The sequence below is a fragment of the Anaerolineales bacterium genome, from assembly GCA_019637755.1.
Taxonomy (GTDB): domain Bacteria; phylum Chloroflexota; class Anaerolineae; order Anaerolineales; family UBA11579; genus JAMCZK01.
The window spans coordinates 1,277,207-1,293,854 of the sequence record JAHBVC010000001.1 but is presented as its reverse complement, the minus strand read 5'-3'; the positions used below and the strand labels follow the sequence as shown (position 1 = coordinate 1,293,854).

Annotated in this window: 15 protein-coding genes and 1 riboswitch; of the genes, 14 read left to right on the top strand and 1 reads right to left on the bottom strand. The window is 60.5% G+C overall.

Annotation, left to right across the window (positions count from 1 at the left end):
• Positions 1–47: 47 nt before the first annotated feature.
• Complete coding sequence (locus KF821_06250) at positions 48–1,013, bottom strand: ABC transporter substrate-binding protein (protein ID MBX3005415.1); 966 nt, start codon at positions 1,011–1,013, stop codon at positions 48–50.
• Positions 1,014–1,122: 109 nt separating this feature from the next.
• A riboswitch (cobalamin riboswitch) is annotated at positions 1,123–1,264 on the bottom strand.
• Between the two features lie 65 nt (positions 1,265–1,329).
• Here KF821_06250 and lhgO point away from each other — a divergent pair.
• The 14 genes from lhgO (at position 1,330) to KF821_06180 (ending at position 16,648) form a co-directional block, all read left to right on the top strand.
• Positions 1,330–2,538, top strand: coding sequence for an L-2-hydroxyglutarate oxidase (lhgO, locus tag KF821_06245; GenBank protein MBX3005414.1), 1,209 nt, complete (start codon positions 1,330–1,332; stop codon positions 2,536–2,538).
• A complete protein-coding gene (wecB, locus tag KF821_06240; GenBank protein MBX3005413.1) occupies positions 2,535–3,629 on the top strand; it encodes a UDP-N-acetylglucosamine 2-epimerase (non-hydrolyzing) in 1,095 nt (364 codons plus the stop codon). Before lhgO ends, wecB begins: the two co-directional genes overlap by 4 nt.
• Positions 3,630–3,697: 68 nt before the next feature.
• Positions 3,698–4,186 carry a winged helix-turn-helix transcriptional regulator gene (locus KF821_06235; protein MBX3005412.1) on the top strand — a complete coding sequence of 163 codons (489 nt, stop codon included), beginning with the start codon at positions 3,698–3,700 and terminating at the stop codon, positions 4,184–4,186.
• Positions 4,183–5,244: an Ldh family oxidoreductase gene (locus tag KF821_06230; GenBank protein ID MBX3005411.1), complete on the top strand. Its 1,062-nt coding sequence runs from the start codon at positions 4,183–4,185 to the stop codon at positions 5,242–5,244. Before KF821_06235 ends, KF821_06230 begins: the two co-directional genes overlap by 4 nt.
• The gene (locus KF821_06225) at positions 5,241–5,939 is read left to right on the top strand and encodes an acylneuraminate cytidylyltransferase family protein (GenBank protein ID MBX3005410.1); all 699 of its coding nucleotides are present in this window, start codon (positions 5,241–5,243) and stop codon (positions 5,937–5,939) included. Before KF821_06230 ends, KF821_06225 begins: the two co-directional genes overlap by 4 nt.
• On the top strand, positions 5,936–6,760 hold the full coding sequence (locus tag KF821_06220) for an NAD(P)-dependent oxidoreductase (GenBank protein MBX3005409.1): 825 nt from the start codon (positions 5,936–5,938) through the stop codon (positions 6,758–6,760). Before KF821_06225 ends, KF821_06220 begins: the two co-directional genes overlap by 4 nt.
• Positions 6,757–8,130, top strand: a complete 1,374-nt coding sequence (locus tag KF821_06215) for a glycosyltransferase family 2 protein (GenBank protein ID MBX3005408.1) — start codon at positions 6,757–6,759, stop codon at positions 8,128–8,130. The genes KF821_06220 and KF821_06215 overlap by 4 nt, the downstream gene beginning before the upstream one ends.
• Positions 8,109–9,341 (top strand): hypothetical protein, encoded by a 1,233-nt coding sequence (locus KF821_06210; protein ID MBX3005407.1) that lies wholly within the window; start codon positions 8,109–8,111, stop codon positions 9,339–9,341. Before KF821_06215 ends, KF821_06210 begins: the two co-directional genes overlap by 22 nt.
• A complete protein-coding gene (locus KF821_06205; protein ID MBX3005406.1) occupies positions 9,338–11,206 on the top strand; it encodes an ABC transporter ATP-binding protein in 1,869 nt (622 codons plus the stop codon). The genes KF821_06210 and KF821_06205 overlap by 4 nt, the downstream gene beginning before the upstream one ends.
• The gene (locus KF821_06200; GenBank protein ID MBX3005405.1) at positions 11,206–12,297 is read left to right on the top strand and encodes a glycosyltransferase family 4 protein; all 1,092 of its coding nucleotides are present in this window, start codon (positions 11,206–11,208) and stop codon (positions 12,295–12,297) included. Before KF821_06205 ends, KF821_06200 begins: the two co-directional genes overlap by 1 nt.
• Complete coding sequence (locus KF821_06195; GenBank protein MBX3005404.1) at positions 12,294–13,388, top strand: glycosyltransferase family 4 protein; 1,095 nt, start codon at positions 12,294–12,296, stop codon at positions 13,386–13,388. The genes KF821_06200 and KF821_06195 overlap by 4 nt, the downstream gene beginning before the upstream one ends.
• The gene (locus tag KF821_06190; protein MBX3005403.1) at positions 13,385–14,395 is read left to right on the top strand and encodes a glycosyltransferase family 2 protein; all 1,011 of its coding nucleotides are present in this window, start codon (positions 13,385–13,387) and stop codon (positions 14,393–14,395) included. The genes KF821_06195 and KF821_06190 overlap by 4 nt, the downstream gene beginning before the upstream one ends.
• Positions 14,383–15,624, top strand: a complete 1,242-nt coding sequence (locus tag KF821_06185) for a glycosyltransferase family 4 protein (GenBank protein MBX3005402.1) — start codon at positions 14,383–14,385, stop codon at positions 15,622–15,624. Before KF821_06190 ends, KF821_06185 begins: the two co-directional genes overlap by 13 nt.
• The gene (locus KF821_06180; protein ID MBX3005401.1) at positions 15,617–16,648 is read left to right on the top strand and encodes a glycosyltransferase family 2 protein; all 1,032 of its coding nucleotides are present in this window, start codon (positions 15,617–15,619) and stop codon (positions 16,646–16,648) included. The genes KF821_06185 and KF821_06180 overlap by 8 nt, the downstream gene beginning before the upstream one ends.

Below are 16,648 nucleotides of genomic sequence, written 5' to 3'. Positions count from 1 at the left end.
TTGCCTGGATGGCAGGTGGGGAGCCCTGCCATCCAGGCGTTCAGTAGTTACTCAAACAGATCGGGGTGCAGCAGAACGGCCAGCTCTTCCAGGGCGTTGATCAAACGCGGGCCGGGGCGGGTCATGTGGTCATCATTGAAGGGATAGACCTGCCCGTTGGTGACGGCAGACAGGCTGCCCCAACCGGCACGCGCCGCCACGGATTCGACGGTGGCGCCCCAGGCAAAATCGCCCAGCAGGATTACATCCGGGTCAGCGACCAATAGATCCTCGATGCTGAAGGGGAAGTAGCCTTCCACCTCGCCGGCGACGTTGCTACCGCCCGCCAGGTTGATGATCAAGTCAATGAAGCTACCGGCGCCCGCCGTGAACGGCGCGTTGGGATCGGTTTGGCCATCGACTTCATAGAAGACCGTGGGTTTCTCGGTGACGGTGGCTACTTTGCTGAGCACGGCTTCGGCACGCGCACTCAGTGCGTCCACCGCGGCAAGCGCCTCAGTCTCGTGGCCGGTGAGCAGGCCGACAGTTTCCAGGTTACGGTACAAGCCTTCCAGGTCCGTCGGGTTACCGAGCCAGTAGACGGTGATGCCGACCTGCTCAAGCTGCTCTACCTGTTCGGGCGGCGTAATGCCCGCCGCCAGCACCAGGTCGGGCTCCAGGCTGAGGATGAATTCCGTGTTCAGGCTGGCGTAGGTGTCGCCAATGTCAGCGATGCTGCTGGCTTCTTCAGGGAAGTTGGAATACGGGTCACGGCCCACCACCTGCTCACCGGCGCCCACTGCGAACAGCAATTCGGTGTTGGAGGGCGCCAGCGAGACGATGCGTGCCGCCGGGGCCGCCAGGCTCACTTCGCGGCCGAGGTCATCCACCAGGTTAATGCTGGTGTCGATTACGGCAGGCGCTTCGGTAGCGGCGACTACCGCGGCGGGCGCCTCGGTGACTGCGGCAGCAGCCGGCGCGCAGGCGGCAAGCAGGGCTACAAGCAGCAAGCTGCTGAGGATACGTTTCTTCACGTTAAACTCCTTAGTGATCAGATTAAACAAAATTCCCTGCACGCGGCAGGGAAGGGGCAACTGTCAAGCAAGTGGGCTTGAGCGGTACGGCACCTCCCATCGTCGAGGATTGTGCTTGCGCAAGCTGGGCCGGCGACCTGGCTTACCGTCTAAGCTGACGGATCACAGTTGCGCGACAGCGCCGGAGTCTCACCGGCTTCGCAGTTGTGTTTGTCGTACGACAAACAACCACCCAGTTGCATGTTAATGAACCCCGCGATTTTAGTGTGTCGGCACACCTGCGTCAAGTTTGGGCTGGGTTATCATGCTGCCTAGTATGCAAACCAAAGTGTATGACTTTGCAGTCATTGGCGGCGGCCTGATCGGCCTGGCTACGGCGCGTGCCCTGCTGCAAAAATACCCCGGCAGCTCATTGGCTGTGTTGGAGAAGGAGCCTGAGGTAGCCGCGCACCAATCGGGCCGCAATAGCGGCGTGCTGCACTCCGGCATCTACTACAAGCAGGGCAGCCTTAAGGCACAGCTCACCGCCGCCGGGCGCACCGCGATGCTGGCCTTCTGTGATGAGCACAAGATCACGTATCAGATGACCGGCAAGCTCATCGTCGCCACTAGCGAGGAGGAACTGCCGCGCTTGCAGCCCCTGTATGCGCGCGGCACCGAGAACGGCCTGGCGTTGGAGATTGTGGGGCCGGAGCGCATTGCTGAGATTGAGCCGCATGTCACCGCCCTGCAAGCCATCTGGGTGCCGCAAGCAGGCATTGTAGATTACAAGCAGGTGGCGCGCACGTTGGCGGCAGAACTGGCCAAGGCGGGCGCAGATGTGCGCTTGGGCGCCAAATTACAGCGCTTCGAGCGCAAAAATGGCGTATTGCACCTAAAAACCAGCAATGGTGAGGTGCAAACGCGTATTGCTGTAAACTGCGGCGGTTTGTATAGTGACCGGCTGGCGCGCCAAACCGGCGTTGACCCCGGCTTGCGTATCGTGCCGTTCCGTGGCGAATACTTCCGCCTGCGCCCTGAGGCACAGCATCTGGTGCGCGGCATGGTCTACCCCTTGGCGGACCCGCGCTTTCCCTTCCTTGGCGTGCACTTGACGCGTATGACCGATGGCGAAGTGCTGGTAGGCCCCAATGCAGTCTTTAGTTTGCGGCGCGAAGGCTATTTCAGCCGTGATTTTGATCTGGGCGAGACGCTAGAGTCGCTGAGTTACAGCGGCTTCTGGCGGCTGGTGCTGCCCAACCTGCGTGCCGGCCTGGGTGAGCTGGTGCGCTCGGGCAGCGTGCGCGTGTTTGCGCGTGATGTGCAGAAGATGATGCCCGCCATCCAGGCGGGCGATCTGCTGCCGGCGCGGGCGGGGGTGCGCGCCCAGGCCGTGGATAAGGATGGCAAGCTGGTGGAAGACTTCCGCTTTGCCTACGGTGATGGTTGGCTGCATGTACTCAATGCGCCCTCGCCTGGGGCTACGGCCAGCTTGGCCATCGGCCAGCATGTGGCTGCCCAGGCGGCGGAGTTGATGCGCGCATGAACAAGCAATTGGCCTTGGTGGTGGGGGCACGCCCCAACTTTATGAAGGCCGCGCCGCTGATGGCAGTCGTGCAGGCCAAAGGGCGTTTGACGGCGCGCTTGATCCATACCGGCCAACACTTTGACGCCAACATGTCAGATGTGTTCTTCACGCAGCTGCAGATGGCCGAGCCTGACTTGTATCTGGATATTCACGGTGGCAGCGTCAATGAGCAAGTAGCGCGCACCATTCTGGCCTTAGATGCTGAATTCACTGCCAACCGCCCCGATATGGTCGTGGTGTTTGGCGATGTGAACTCCACCTTGGCCGCTTCCATCGCAGCCAACAAGCTCGCTATTCCCTTGGCGCATGTGGAAGCGGGTCTGCGCAGCTTTGACCGCGAGATGCCGGAGGAGCACAATCGCATTGTGGCGGATGTGCTGGCGGATTATTTGTTCACCCCTTCGCCGGATGCGGACGAGAATTTGGCTGCCGCGGGTATCCCTGCTGAGCGCATTTACCGCGTAGGCAACATCATGGTGGATAGCTTGCTGCGCTTCAAGCCCGCCGCCGAGCAGTTGGCGGCTTGGGAAGCGCATGCCCTAGCCCCCGGCCAGTATGGCGTGGTGACGCTGCACCGCCCCTCCAACGTAGACGAGCAAGCCGCGCTCAGTGGCATCGTGCAGGCGCTGGTGGAGATCCAGCGCAGCGTACAGCTCATCTTCCCCGTGCACCCGCGCACGCGCGCCCGCATGGCGGAGTGGGGCTTGCTGGATGCGCTGCAGGCCAGCGGTGTTCGCCTGCTGGGGCCGGTGGGCTATTTGGAGTTTGTGAGCCTGATGACGCAAGCGCAATTCATCCTCACCGATTCGGGCGGCATCCAAGAAGAGAGCACCGTGCTGGGTGTGCCGTGTCTCACGGCGCGTGAGAACACCGAGCGCCCGATCACCTTGCAGATGGGCGGTAACCGCCTGGTAGGGAACAGCCCTGAGGGCATCCTGGCTGGCTACCGCGCCCTGAGCGGCCAAAAGACGCCGCCGCAACAGCCTGACCTGTGGGATGGGCGCACCGCCGAGCGTATCGAAGCCATTTTGTTCGAAAAATTGAGCTGAACAGCCTAAGCGTCTATTGACACTTTTGCCGCGCGCGTGTCAGAATTCATTTCCTGAAAGCTGGTGCCATGAAACAGCGCGAATACCGCCTACTTGAAGCGATTGCCGAAGACGAAACGATTACCCAAGCCGGGCTGGCCAACAGCCTGGGCATGGCGATCGGCAGTGTTAACTGGTACATCAAACGGCTGATCAGCCGCGGCTACATCAAGGCCACACGCATGGACCGTACCCGGCTGCGCTACAACCTCACCGGGGAAGGTATGCGCGCCTTCCAACGCAATGCCACTCAATACGTCAAAGATTCGCTCAAGGTCTATCACGGGCTGCGCCAGCAGGCCAAGCAGCTGATCGCTGAGATGCAGGCCAACGGAATTGAGCACGTCTACCTGGATGGTAGCGACCCAGAGTTGGATATCTTCCGCTTGAGTTGCCTCGAGACCGGCCACCCCGCGCTGGATGAGCAGCCTGAGAAATACATTCTGCGCATGCGCAACGGCGCCTATTCGCTGGAACGCATGCGCCCTGCTGGAAATGGAAGCCGAAAAATAGCATGAGTAGCGCCGAACCGACCCAGATCCGTGTGCCCGCCGGCGCGCTGCGCCAGTTTGCCCAAGAAGCCTTCCTCGCCGTAGGGGTGGATGCCAAGGTGGCCGAGGAAACCGCGCGTGCCTTGTGGCTCACCAGCTTGCGCGGCGTAGACAGCCACGGCATGCGCTTGCTGCCGCATTACGTGGCCGCGCTCGAAGGCGGGCGCCTGAACCCCACGCCCAATTTTGTGTTTGAGCAAACCGCCGCCTCTACCGGCCGCCTGGACGCTGACCACAGCCTGGGCCATGCCGCCGGCATGCAAGCCATGCACCATGCCATCCAGTTGGCGCAGGAAGCTGGGGTGGGCTTCGTTTCCGTATACAACTCCAGCCATTGTGGGGCTATGGCTATCTATGCGTTGGAGGCGTGCGCCCACGATATGCTGGGCATGGCCTACACGCACGCCACGGCGCGCATGCGCACGCCTAATGGGCGCCGCGCCTTCTTGGGTACCAACCCGCTGTGCTTCGCCGCGCCGATGGCCAACGAAGAGCCCTTTTGTTTTGACAGCGCGCCTACGCCGTTTAGCTTCAACAAGGTGAAACAGTATCGCCAGCAAGGCTTGCAGCTGCCGCCGAATGTGGCTGCGGACAAAGATGGGCACATGACGCAAGATCCCAATGCAGCGGAGCAGCTCCTGCCCATCGGCGACTATAAGGGCTTTGGCCTCTCGCTGATGGTGGATATTCTCTGTGGTCTGCTCACGGGCATGCCGGTTGGCGGCGAAGTGAGCAACATGTTTGGCGACCCTCTATCAAAGAAGCGCTACCTAGGCCATTTCTTTGGCGCTATTCGCATCGACGCCTTTGAGGATGTGGCCACCTTCAAAACGCGGATGCAAAAGCTGGCGGATGATCTGCGCAATGAACCTGCCCTGGACCCTAGCGTGCCCATGCAAGTGGCCGGTGACCCTGAGAAGCGCACCCAGCAAGACTATGCTGCTAACGGTATCCCCTTGTTCGTAAGTGACGTAGATGCGCTCAATGCGCTCGGCCTGCGCCTCGGGATTGGAGCTTTGCAATGAGCAAGCCCAACGTGTACGCCTTCATCCCGGCGCGCGGCGGTTCTAAGGGTATCCCACGCAAAAATTTGGCAGACTTAGCCGGAAAACCGCTGGTGGCACACACAATTGCGCATGCAAAGGCCAGCCAGTGGATTGACCGCGTCTTCGTGAATAGTGAAGACGAAGAAATTCGCACTGTGGCGGCCCACTATGGCGCCGATGTGATCAGCCGCCCTGAGGAGTTCTTTCACGACAACAGCGTGCAGGAGGTTGACCGCCTGCTGCAATGGACGATTGGCGAGCTGGAGCGCCAGGGCCACCGCATTGATATTGGCGTGTTGCTCTACTCCACCTCGCCACTGCGCCAAGTAGAGACGATTGACAAGGCCGTCAGCATGGTGGCCGAAGGCGGCTACGACTCGGTGCTCTCGCTGTTTGAGGACACCACCTATCTGTGGCGCATAGATGGCGAGACTGCTGCACCCACCAACTACGACCCCAAAACGCGCGGGCCGCGCCAAAAGGAACACTGGAACCAGTGGGGCGAGAACAAAGCCGTATATGCCTTCCGGCGTGATTTGCTAATGAACACGGGCTGCCGCCTGGGCGGCACGATTGGCTATGTGGAGATGCCCAAGTGGCGCTCGGTAGATGTCGACAAGCCGGAGGATTTGGAGCTGGTACGTAAACTGTTTGAAGTGCGAGGCTTGGAATGAGCCACGGCCACACCCTTATTACTGGTGCGTTTGGCAAGGTAGGCACCGCGCTGGCAGACCTGCCTGGCGATAAAGTGCTAATGGACGCTGCTGTACCAGCCGGCCAGCCCCACGCCGTTCAAGGCTACGTGCAAGATGAAGCCATTTTGGCGCAGGCGCTGCAGGGTTGCCGCGCCATTGTGCACCTGGCCGCCAGCCCGGCAGTGGATAGCAGTTGGTCGCAGGTGCAGGAGCACAACGTGGCTGCCATGCACACCTTGCTGGAAGCGGCGCGTGCCCACGGTGTGGAGCGCGTGATTTTTGCCAGCACCAATCACACGGTGGGCATGGTGGAGCTTGAGAACGCCCCACATATCTATGAAGCAGGGCACGGCATCATGCTCACCAAGCATGCGGAGCCACGGCCGGATTCGTACTACGGCGTGAGCAAGCTGCTGGGCGAGAATCTGGGCCGCTACTACGCCGAACACGGTGGGCCGCGCTTTTATGCACTGCGCATCGGTTCGCTACACGCCGCTGAGCATGACCATCCGTATGCGGAGGCCGAAGGCCTGCTGCGTGCCGGCGCCTGCACGCGTGGCGATGCAATGTACGAGCTCAAGGTCAGGCGCCAGAAGGCGTTGTGGCTCTCACGCCGCGATGCGCTGCAATTGGTGGCGCGCTGCCTTGAGTATGACGGGCCGGCCTTTGATATTTTTTATGGAGTGAGCAATAACGACGCGCGCTGGTTAGATATTGAATATGCGCGCCAGCAGCTAGGCTACCAGCCGCAAGACAATGGCGCCGAATGGCAGGCGCGGCCACAGGGAGCCTCAGCGTGATCTCTATCATCATCCGCACTCACAACGAAGAGCGCTGGATCCGCGAGTGCTTGCGTCGTATCCAGCAGCAGACGATCCAAGACGTAGAGATCATCCTGGTTGACAATCGCAGCACGGATCAAACCGTGGCCCGCGCCCGCCAGGTCTACCCTGAGATCAAGCTGGTAACGATAGAGGAGTACTTGCCTGGCTTGGCGATCAATGCGGGTATTCGTGCCGCCCAGGGCGAGTACATCGCCATCCTCTCGGCACATTGCCTGCCGGTGAAGGATGATTGGCTGGCCACTCTGATCGCCAACTGTGAAGACCCCCAGGTGGCCGGAGTGTATGGCCGCCAAATCCCCACCAGCTACTCCAGCCCACAAGACAAGCGCGACCTGTTGGTAACTTTCGGCCTGGATAAGCGCATTCAAAAGAAAGACCTCTTCTTCCACAATGCCAACAGCCTGATTCGGCGTGCGCTATGGGAGCAGTTTCCGTTTGATGAGCAGGTGCCCAACATCGAGGATCGCGTGTGGGCCAAGCAAGTGATCGACGCAGGCTATGTGCTGGTGTACGAGCCTGAAGCTGCGGTATATCACTATCACGGCATCTACCAGAACAACGATGAGCGCCGCGTGCAGGGCGCCGTGCGCGTAATGGAAGTGCTGGAGCAACCTGCCGCAGAGCATGAGAACCCGCCGCTCGATCCGCATACGCTGGAAGTGGCGGCGATCCTGCCGGTGCGCAGCCTTGCCGGTAGCGTCGATGCGAATATGGCGCTGATCGAGAAGAGTGTGCAAGCTGCCCAGGCGTCGGCATACATCGATCGCATCATCCTCGCTTGTGATGATGCGGCGCTAGCGCGCCAGGCTGAGGCACTGGGCGTGGAAGCGCCCTTTGTGCGCCCCGCAGCGCTTTCGCAACCCGGCGTGCGCGCCGATGAGGTGCTGCGCTATTCCTTGCAACAACTTGAGGGCGCAGGCTACTTTCCTGATCTGATCGTGCCGCTCGAAGTCACCTATCCGTTCCGCCCCGCTGGCATGCTCGATACGCTGGTGCGCAAGTTAGCCGAGAACGGCCTCGATACCGCCATCGCCGCCCATGCTGAGCACCGCCCGTATTGGCAAAAAGATACCGATGGCGTGGTGCTCACTGAAGAATATGCGCAGGCACGCCAGGCGCGCACTCCCTTGTATATCGGGCTATTAAGCTTGGGCTGCGTGACTTACGCAGAGTTCATTCGTCAGGGCTCGCGCCTGGGCAAGCGCATTGGGGTGTATGAAGTGGCCGATCCGTTTGCGGCGATCGAGGTGCGCGAACCCAAGGATCTGCGCCTGCTGCAACTGCTCGGCCCGGTGATCCAGCAATGGCAGATGGACCGCGCATGAAAGTAGCCTTTGTTTTTCATCGCGCCAATTACCTCAAACTGTACGGCCCGATCATCGATGCAGCCTTGCAGCGCGGTTGGCAGGTGGAGTGCTGGCTACATGATGTGCCGATGGGTGACAAAGACTACCTGCGCGTGCCGCCCGAATTGATCAGCATACAGTGGGGGGCGCGCGTGGGGGTGCGCCAGTTTGAGCAGCCTGCAGATGTCGCCAGGCTGAATGAGCAGGTGCGCCCGAATGCGATCATTTCACTTCTGCCGCGCAGCCGCTACATGGCCGCGCCCGGCCACGAGCGCTTTTTGACGCTGCAATACAACGTGGATACGTTCACCATCGCAACCCTGCAAGAGCACCTCAGCTCTGATTATCTGTGTCTGTATGCCCCTGCCTGGTTGGATTACGCCGCCCAGTATTACACCCAGGTTTCGGATACCGATGCCGCGGCGGCCGCCGCGCAATTGGCTGATAAGGTGGTCTACACCGGCTTCCCACAGATGGATGTATTCGCTCATATTGATCGTGAGGCCGTGCGCGCTCGTTGGGCGATCCCGGAGGGCAAGAAGGTGGTGTTGGCCCTGCCCCTCGATCTCATGGGGTGGCCCGGCGTTTGGCCAGCTTTCTTTCAAAGCACAGGGCTTTCACAATTGCGGCATTTGCTCAAAGGGCGCAAGCAGCCCGGCTTTGTCCGGCAATACTGGCCGTGGGCACTCAAGGGGTGGAACGACACTGCGCTGGCTGAGGCGATCAAACAATTTGCCGAACGCAACAACGCCGTTTTGTTGCTCAAGGGCCGCGAGAAGGACCCAATCCGCGAAGCGTGGCGCGCGCGCGCCTTCCTGAATTTTTATGATGAGCAGCACTATCCAGCCACGGTGCACGAAGCCATTGCGATCGCTGATGCATGCATCCTGTTTTACAGCACCGCGGTGCAAGAAGCCGTTTATGCCGGTGTGCCGGTGGTGTGTATTGACCGACCGAACCGCGATACGGTGAAGCATCAACTGTGGCGCCAGGCGCACCTGGGTGGGCCATACAACTTTCCCGGCGCGGTGTCTTGGCAGAGTTTGCCCGAAGCGATCACTACTTTGCCGGAGCAACGCTTGGCCGATTTGACTATGGACGCGCACGCGCGTGAAGAATACCTGGCGCGTTACAACGGCCCGGCCGACCATCGCGCCAGTGAGCGCATCCTTGATTTGGTGACTGCATGAAGCGCAATTACGAGTACCGGCAATTAATTCAGTTGCTCAGCAAATACATGCGCCCGTATTGGCCGCAAATGCTGCTATCGCTCACGCTGTATTTGGTGGCCAGCCTGCTGACCGCCGCCCAGCCGATGGTGACTGCGCCAGTGCTCGAGGTGGCTGTGCACGGGCCGCAAGCCTTCGAGCAGTTGGCGCAGAGCGCACCGACGAGCCTGTTAGATGTAGACCTCAACAACATTGGCCAATTCCTGCTCAAGCTGCTCTTTCCGCAGCAAGTAGGCGCTTGGAACGTGATTGTCAATGTAGCCATTTTGTATCTCGTGGTTTCTGTGGCGTTGTATACGCTCAATTTCCTTGTGTACTTGCTCGGTATTTGGATCCGGGTGCGCGCCGGGCGCAGCATGCAGGCTTCGCTATTCTCGCATGTGCTCGGCCTCTCACTCGATTTCTTCAACCGTAATCGCACGGGGGAGCTGATCTCGCGCCTGGAGAAGGATACCGACGCGGTGGTCTTTGGGCTGGAGGCGATCGTGCGCACGCTGGTGGTCTCCAGTGTGCTGGTGGTGCTGTACGGCGGCTTGCTGCTCAAAACCAGTTTGCGCCTCAGCCTGTTCGTGGTGGCTGCCGCGGTGGTGCAGTATGTTTTCGTGCAACTGGTTAAAAAACCCACGCAACGGCGCGTGCGCGAGCAATTTAACATTCAGGCGGAGCTTTCGTCTTATTTTCAAGAGGTGGTGTCCAATATCCGGGTTGTGAAATCGTTTGTGGCTGAAGGCTATGAGAGCCAGCGCTTGGCTAAGCTTTCCAAAAGAGCCATTCACGCCATCATGCGCTTCAGCTTCTTCAAGAACATTGATGAACCCGTTACCTTTATTATCAATTCAGCGGTCAATGTGGCCGTGCTGTTGTTTGCAGCCAATGAATTCATCGCCGGGCGCTTGAGTACCACTGGTTTCTTCCTTTACCTCTATGTGGGGCGCACTGTGCTCGATCCGCTGACCAGCTTGGCGCGCACCCTCAAGGTGATCCAAACTACGGTGGCCACCAGCGAACGCGTGCAGCAACTGTTTGGCGAATCGGCCTCCGTGGTGAGCGGCAGCATGGTCAAGACCGATTTCACTCAGCGGATTGCTTTTGAAAACGTCTCCTTCGCCTATGCGGATGCGCCGGTGCTGGAAAATATTGACTTGCAAATCCCGCTCGGCCATATGGTGGCCCTGGTGGGCGAGAGCGGGGCCGGCAAATCCACAATTACCGATCTGATCCTGCGCTTTTACGATCCCCATGCCGGGCGCATCACGATTGATGGAGCCGATCTGCGCACGCTGGATCTGGAGGCTTATCGCCGCTTGATCGGCGTAGTTTCGCAAGATAGCATTCTTTTCAACGCCTCGATCGCCGAGAACATTGCCTACCCTGAAAAAGAGCCAGACATGGCGCGGGTGCGCCAGGCGGCCCAGGTGGCCAACGCGCGCGATTTCATCGAGAAGCTGCCCCTGGGCTACGCGGCCCTGGTGGGGGATCGCGGCGTGCTGCTCTCGGGTGGCCAGAAACAACGCATCACCATCGCGCGGGCGGTGTACAGCCGGCCGCGCATTCTGATCTTGGATGAAGCCACCAGTGCCCTGGACACCGAGGCCGAGCGCCAGGTGCAAAAAGCGATCGACAACATCACCAAAGACACCACGGCAGTGGTGATTGCTCACCGGCTCTCGACGGTGATCAATGCCGATAACATCGTCGTGATGGAAAAAGGCCGCATCAGTGATCAGGGCAAGCACGCCGAGCTGTACGCGCGCTCGGCGATCTATAAACATTTCTGCGATCTGCAATTCGGGGCCAACGACGCCGTAAAGGCGGAGGTGCTGTAGTGAGCATTCCGCGCGGCATCCGCTCGTTGTTCTCGTTGGCAGCCCCGCGCCTGCGCAACCAGCCGGGTTTGTACTATGTAGCCCCCTTCGTCAACTGGGTGTTGGATTGGGAAGCGTATTACATCACCCGCAATGTGCGCGAGCGTTTTGGCCTGGCCGCCCAGGTGGTGAAATCGGCCAAGGACTATTCTGGCCAGTTGGTGCACTACGGTTCCCTGTGGGACATTCTGGCCAACATCGATGCTAAACACAATCGCCGCAACACGGTGATCGGCACCATCTTTCACGGGCAGATCGAAAGCCCTGAATTTCATGATGCGCTAGACAAGGTGCTGCGCTACCAGGATCGCTTTGCGCGGCTGCACACCGCCAGCTCGATCATGTACGCGCGCTTACTGGAGTGGGGTGTGCATGCCGATAAGCTGATCAACATCCCCTTGGGCGTAGATCTGGAGCGCTTCAAACCTGCCGCGCCTGAAGCGCGCGCCGCACGCCGCGCCGAGCTGGGCATTCCTGCCGGTGCTTTTTGTATCGGCTCTTTCCACAAGGATGGCCAAGGCATGGCCGAGGGGCTGGTGCCCAAGCTGATCAAAGGCCCGGATGTCTTGGTGGAGACTCTCGTACAGATTCACGCTCGCCACCCGGAGATTTTTGTACTGCTAAGCGCCCCGGCGCGGGGCTATGTAAAACAAGGCCTCGACGCGGCAGGCATCCCCTATGTGCATGTGGTGGAAGAGGATTTTCACCGCATCCCGCGCCTGTTTGACGCGCTGGATGCATATGTGCTCGCCTCGCGCGAGGAGGGCGGCCCCAAAGGCGTACTCGAATCCCTGGCTTCGGGTGTGCCGTTTGTGGGCACGCGGGTGGGGCTGGTGCCGGATGTGATCACCGATGGGCATGATGGCTTGCTCAGCGCCATTGAGGATCCGGCCGCGCTGGCCGCCGGCCTTGAGCGCCTGATCGAAGAGCCAGCCTTACGCCAACAATATCGCGCCAATGGGCTACAGCGCATCCAGCAGTTTGGCTGGGCGGTGATCGCTGGTCGCTACTATCACGAGCTTTATGAGCCTCTCCTCCCGGTGTTGAAATGAATCTAGCGCTCTTCTTTACCCAAGGGGTTTCTTTAAAAACCTGGCAAACCGTAGGTATGCTCGATCGCGAGGTGGCGCTGTATCGCCAGCTGCAAAACAAAGGTGTGGGCATCAGCTTCGTCACCTACGGTGGCGCCGAGGATCTGGCTTTTGCCAGCGAACTACCCGGAGTCGAGATCCGCGCCAACCAACTGGCGCGGTCGCTGGCGGCCTATGAGCGCCAGCTAATCGCAGAGCCGCCGCCTGCCGATGTGTACAAGAGCAATCAGATGGCCGGGGCGGATGTAGGCTTGGCCGCGGCACGTAAAGCCAAAGTGCCGTTCATTGCGCGCTGTGGGTACATGCTCTCGCTCAACCAGGAACGAAAATATGGCCAACGCTCGCGTGAGGCGAAGGCGGCGCGCAAGCTGGAGGCCAAGGTGTACAAAGAAGCCGATCGGATCACGGTGACTACCCACAAGATTGCCGAGAGCGTGGCAGAGCGCTACAAAGTCAACCCTGCCCGGATTGGCATCATTCCCAACTACGTAGAAGTGGATCGCTTTAAGCCTGTGGCGCGCGAAGCCAACCCGAAACTACGCATTGCTTTCGTGGGCCGGCTGGATATTGAAAAGAACCTGCACAACCTCATCCGCGCTGTGATGGATTTTGATGTGGAGTTGTGGCTGATCGGCTACGGGCCGCAGAAAGACGAACTCGAGCGCTTTGCTGAGGGCACCACGGCGCAGATCAAATTTATTGGCAACGTGCCCAATCGTGAGCTCCCTGCACTGCTCAACCAGTGCGATCTCTATGTAATGCCCTCATTGTACGAAGGCCACCCCAAAGCCTTGCTCGAGGCGATGGCTTGCGGGCTGCCCGCGCTGGGCACGCGCGTCAGCGGCATTCAGGAAATCATCACCGATGGCGAGAACGGACTGCTGTGCGAAACCAATGCAACCAGCATCAAGGCGGGGCTGCAACGCCTGCTGGATGACGCTGAGCTGCGCGCCCGCCTGGGTCAAGCCGGGCGTGAATACATTGTCAATAATTTCGCGCTCGAGCGCATCGTTGAAATGGAACTGGATCTGCTCCGCAGGTTGGCCGCGTGAAGACTCCCCTGGTTAGTGTGGTGCTGCCCGTGCGCAACGGGCTGCCCTACTTGCAGCAAGCGATTGCCAGCTTGCAGGCGCAAAGCCTGACGGACTATGAGTGCATTTGTATCGACGATGGCTCAACGGATGGCAGTGCGGAGCTATTGGCAGCGGTGCGAGACCCGCGCTGGCGCGTGATCCGCCAGCGCAAGCCGCAGGGCTTGGCCGCCACCCTCAACAAAGGCCTGCGCCTGGCGCGCGGCGCCTATTGGGCCCGCATGGACGCCGATGACATCAGCTTGCCGCGCCGGCTGGAGCTGCAGGCCGCATACTTGGATACGCACCCGCAGGTGAGCCTGGTGGGTGCTTGGGCCAAGACGCTGGGTCAGTCCAAAGAGCAGGTGTGGCGCCTGCCACAAACGCCGCAAGCTACCCGCGCCGAGATGTTGTTCAATTCGGCCTTCGTACACAGCGCGGTGATGTTACGCCGCAAGGATTTCCTGGCACAGCGCCTGCGCTACAACCCCAAAATCGCTCGCGCCCAGGACTATGAGCTCTGGGAACGGGCCGCCAATACATTGCAACTCGCCAATATCCCCAAGGTGTTGCTGCGCTACCGCATCCATCCGGCCCAGGTGGGCCAGCAGCACGGCGCTGCCCAGGCACACACCGCCGCCATCGTGCGAGCGCGCCAATTGCAGCGTCTGAAGCTAGGCGCCAGCCCGCGTGAGCTGGCTTTGCATAATCAGATCTCCACTTGGCAATTTGCCACTCACAGCGCTTTCTTGCGCCGCGTCGAAGCCTGGCTCAGCGCCATCGCGCGTGCCAACGCGCACACCTCGATCTATGATCCAGCGGCGTTACAAGCCACTCTGGAGCAGCGCTGGTGGGCGGCTTGCCGCGCCGCGGCCGTGCACAATGCAGAGGCCTGGCGCATATACACCAGCTCGGCATTGGCACGCGCGGGCCGGCGCAATGCGCTGGAGAAAACCATCTTCTGGGCAAAGGCTACATGGCTGCGCTAAAACGCAATCTGCCGCGCATTGCCGTGGTGGCCGCCAGCGCACCGCCCTACGGGGCCGGCGGCGTGGCCAGCGCGCATTACAACTTGTGGCGCGCCCTGCGCCAACAGGGCTACCCTGCCAAATTGTTTACCTTCTATGACAACGGCGTTGCCGCGCGCCGCGAGGATGGCATCGTGCGCCACGGCGCCGCCCCCCAATGGGTCAAGCGCCTGTTCGTGCTGCTCAACCTGCCCTGGCGCTTGCTACAGCCGCGTAAACTGGCCTATCACACGGCGGAGATATTGCGTAACGCGCCCGGCGCATTGCGCATGGCGCGCAGCATTCGCCAGTTTGCTCCGCAGATCGTGCTGCTATCGGATCATGGCGCGCCGGGCCTGTGGCTGCGCAAGCGCCGCGGGCAACGCTTCGTCTTAGTGGCCCATCACAATCCGGCGCGCCTGGCTGCCGAATCCGGCCTGGGTGATTTTTCCGCCGCGGATGTGCGCCTGGCGATCGCGCTGGAGCAACGCGTGCTCAAGCAGGTCGATGCGGTGATCTGCCCCTCGCATTACATGCGCCGCTGGTTCCAAAAGAGCTATCACTTTGGTGGGCCCGTGCACGTGATCCCTAATCTGATCGATCTATCCACCGTGGATGCGATCCCCGCCCGGGCGATCAAGCCCCGGCTCAAACTACCGGCGCGGGCACAAGTGGTGTATTTGCCTTCGGCCGGCATCCGCATCAAGGGCGGCGAGTATTTGCTATCTATTCTGGATGCGCTGTTGGCGCAGGCCCAGCGGCCCCTGGGCTTCTATATTCCTGGCGAGGTCGATGCGCACATCTTGGCCGCATTGCAGGCCCACCCAGCCTCCACGCAGATCTTGCTGGCCGGGCAGCTCAGCTATGCGCAACATATTGGTTATGTCAAATCCTGTGCCGTGGCCATCTCGCCGGCGCTGATGGAAAACTTCAGCATGGCGATCGTAGAAGCGGCCAGCGTGGGCGTGCCGGTGATGGCCTTCCGCCGCGGCGGCAACGCCGACATCATTGCCGATGGGCACAATGGGCAGCTGGTGCCCGGCCTGCAAGCCAAGGCCCTGGCGGCACGGGCGCTGGAATGGCTGCACACACCGGATCTGGCGCAACGCAAGCGCCACGCCCAGGCGTATACGCGCCAGCACTTCGGCCCGGCGCAGGTGCTGCCGGCCTATTTGGATGTTTTGCTGGGCAGGCGGAGTGCGCATGCCTAAGGTGACGTTTGGCATTCTGGCGTTGAATGCCCAGCCGCTGCTGCGCTACAACCTTGCCGCGTTGTACCCTTTTGCGCACCAGATCATCGTTGTCGAAGGGGCCACACAGGCCGCCCGCAGCCTGGCGCGGCCCGATGGGCATTCGCAAGATGGCACGTTTGAAATGCTGCGCGAGTTTCAGCGCAGCCAGGATCCGCAGGGCAAGCTGGTCGTCGTGACGGCTCAGGAGGCAGGCTACAGCGAGGGTTTCTGGCCGGAGAAGGAAGAGATGTCCCAGGCGTATGCCACGCGTGCCAGCGGGGATTGGCTATGGCAAGTGGATAGCGATGAGTTCTACCAGGCCGGCGATATGGCCGCGGTGCTGGAATTGCTGGAAAGTCAGCCCGAGATCTCAGGGGTGTCTTTTCCCTATATTGAGTTCTTTGGTGGCTTTGATAGCTACATTACTGGCGAATGGCACCTTTATGGGTATCCGCAGGTGTTGCGCATCTTTAAATGGGGGCCGGGCTACCGTTATGTCGCCCACCGGCCACCGCGCGTCCTCAATGCGCACGGGCAGGATCTGCATACGCTGGATTGGCTCACCGGCCCGCAAGCGCATGGCCAACCGATCTATATGTATCACTACTCTTACGTGTTCCCTAAGCAGGCCCAGCAGAAGGTAGGCTACTATTCGCAGGTAACCTGGTCGGCGGCGTTTCAGAAGAACCAGCAGTGGTATGAGCAGCAATATCTACGGTTAAAAAATCCCCTGCGCCTCGGCGAATTGGGTGGCCTGCAGTGGCTGGAGCCTTTTCGCGGCCAACACCCCGCGGCGATTCAAGCCCTGCGGGCCGATTTGCACGCCGGGCGGGTAAGCGAGCCCCTGCGCCCGCAAGCCGACATTCAGCGCTTGCTGCACTCGCCGTGGATGCGCCTGCAAACCCGCCTGGCGCGGGCTTTCTTGTGGCTTTATTGGCCAATTCGAGTAGTATGGAAATCGCTGCGTCAAGGGATTGTGAATCTTCTCCAAAAGGTGAAATGA

Bases quoted from the DNA above. Each gene is read 5' to 3' on its own strand.
- KF821_06185 (MBX3005402.1), top strand. From the start codon at position 14,383: ATGGCTGCGCTAAAACGCAATCTGCCGCGCATTGCCGTGGTGGCCGCC.
- KF821_06230 (MBX3005411.1), top strand. From the start codon at position 4,183: ATGAGTAGCGCCGAACCGACCCAGATCCGTGTGCCCGCCGGCGCGCTG.
- KF821_06220 (MBX3005409.1), top strand. From the start codon at position 5,936: ATGAGCCACGGCCACACCCTTATTACTGGTGCGTTTGGCAAGGTAGGC.
- KF821_06235 (MBX3005412.1), top strand. From the start codon at position 3,698: ATGAAACAGCGCGAATACCGCCTACTTGAAGCGATTGCCGAAGACGAA.
- KF821_06205 (MBX3005406.1), top strand. From the start codon at position 9,338: ATGAAGCGCAATTACGAGTACCGGCAATTAATTCAGTTGCTCAGCAAA.
- wecB (MBX3005413.1), top strand. From the start codon at position 2,535: ATGAACAAGCAATTGGCCTTGGTGGTGGGGGCACGCCCCAACTTTATG.
- KF821_06225 (MBX3005410.1), top strand. From the start codon at position 5,241: ATGAGCAAGCCCAACGTGTACGCCTTCATCCCGGCGCGCGGCGGTTCT.
- lhgO (MBX3005414.1), top strand. From the start codon at position 1,330: ATGCAAACCAAAGTGTATGACTTTGCAGTCATTGGCGGCGGCCTGATC.
- KF821_06195 (MBX3005404.1), top strand. From the start codon at position 12,294: ATGAATCTAGCGCTCTTCTTTACCCAAGGGGTTTCTTTAAAAACCTGG.
- KF821_06180 (MBX3005401.1), top strand. From the start codon at position 15,617: ATGCCTAAGGTGACGTTTGGCATTCTGGCGTTGAATGCCCAGCCGCTG.
- KF821_06210 (MBX3005407.1), top strand. From the start codon at position 8,109: ATGGCAGATGGACCGCGCATGAAAGTAGCCTTTGTTTTTCATCGCGCC.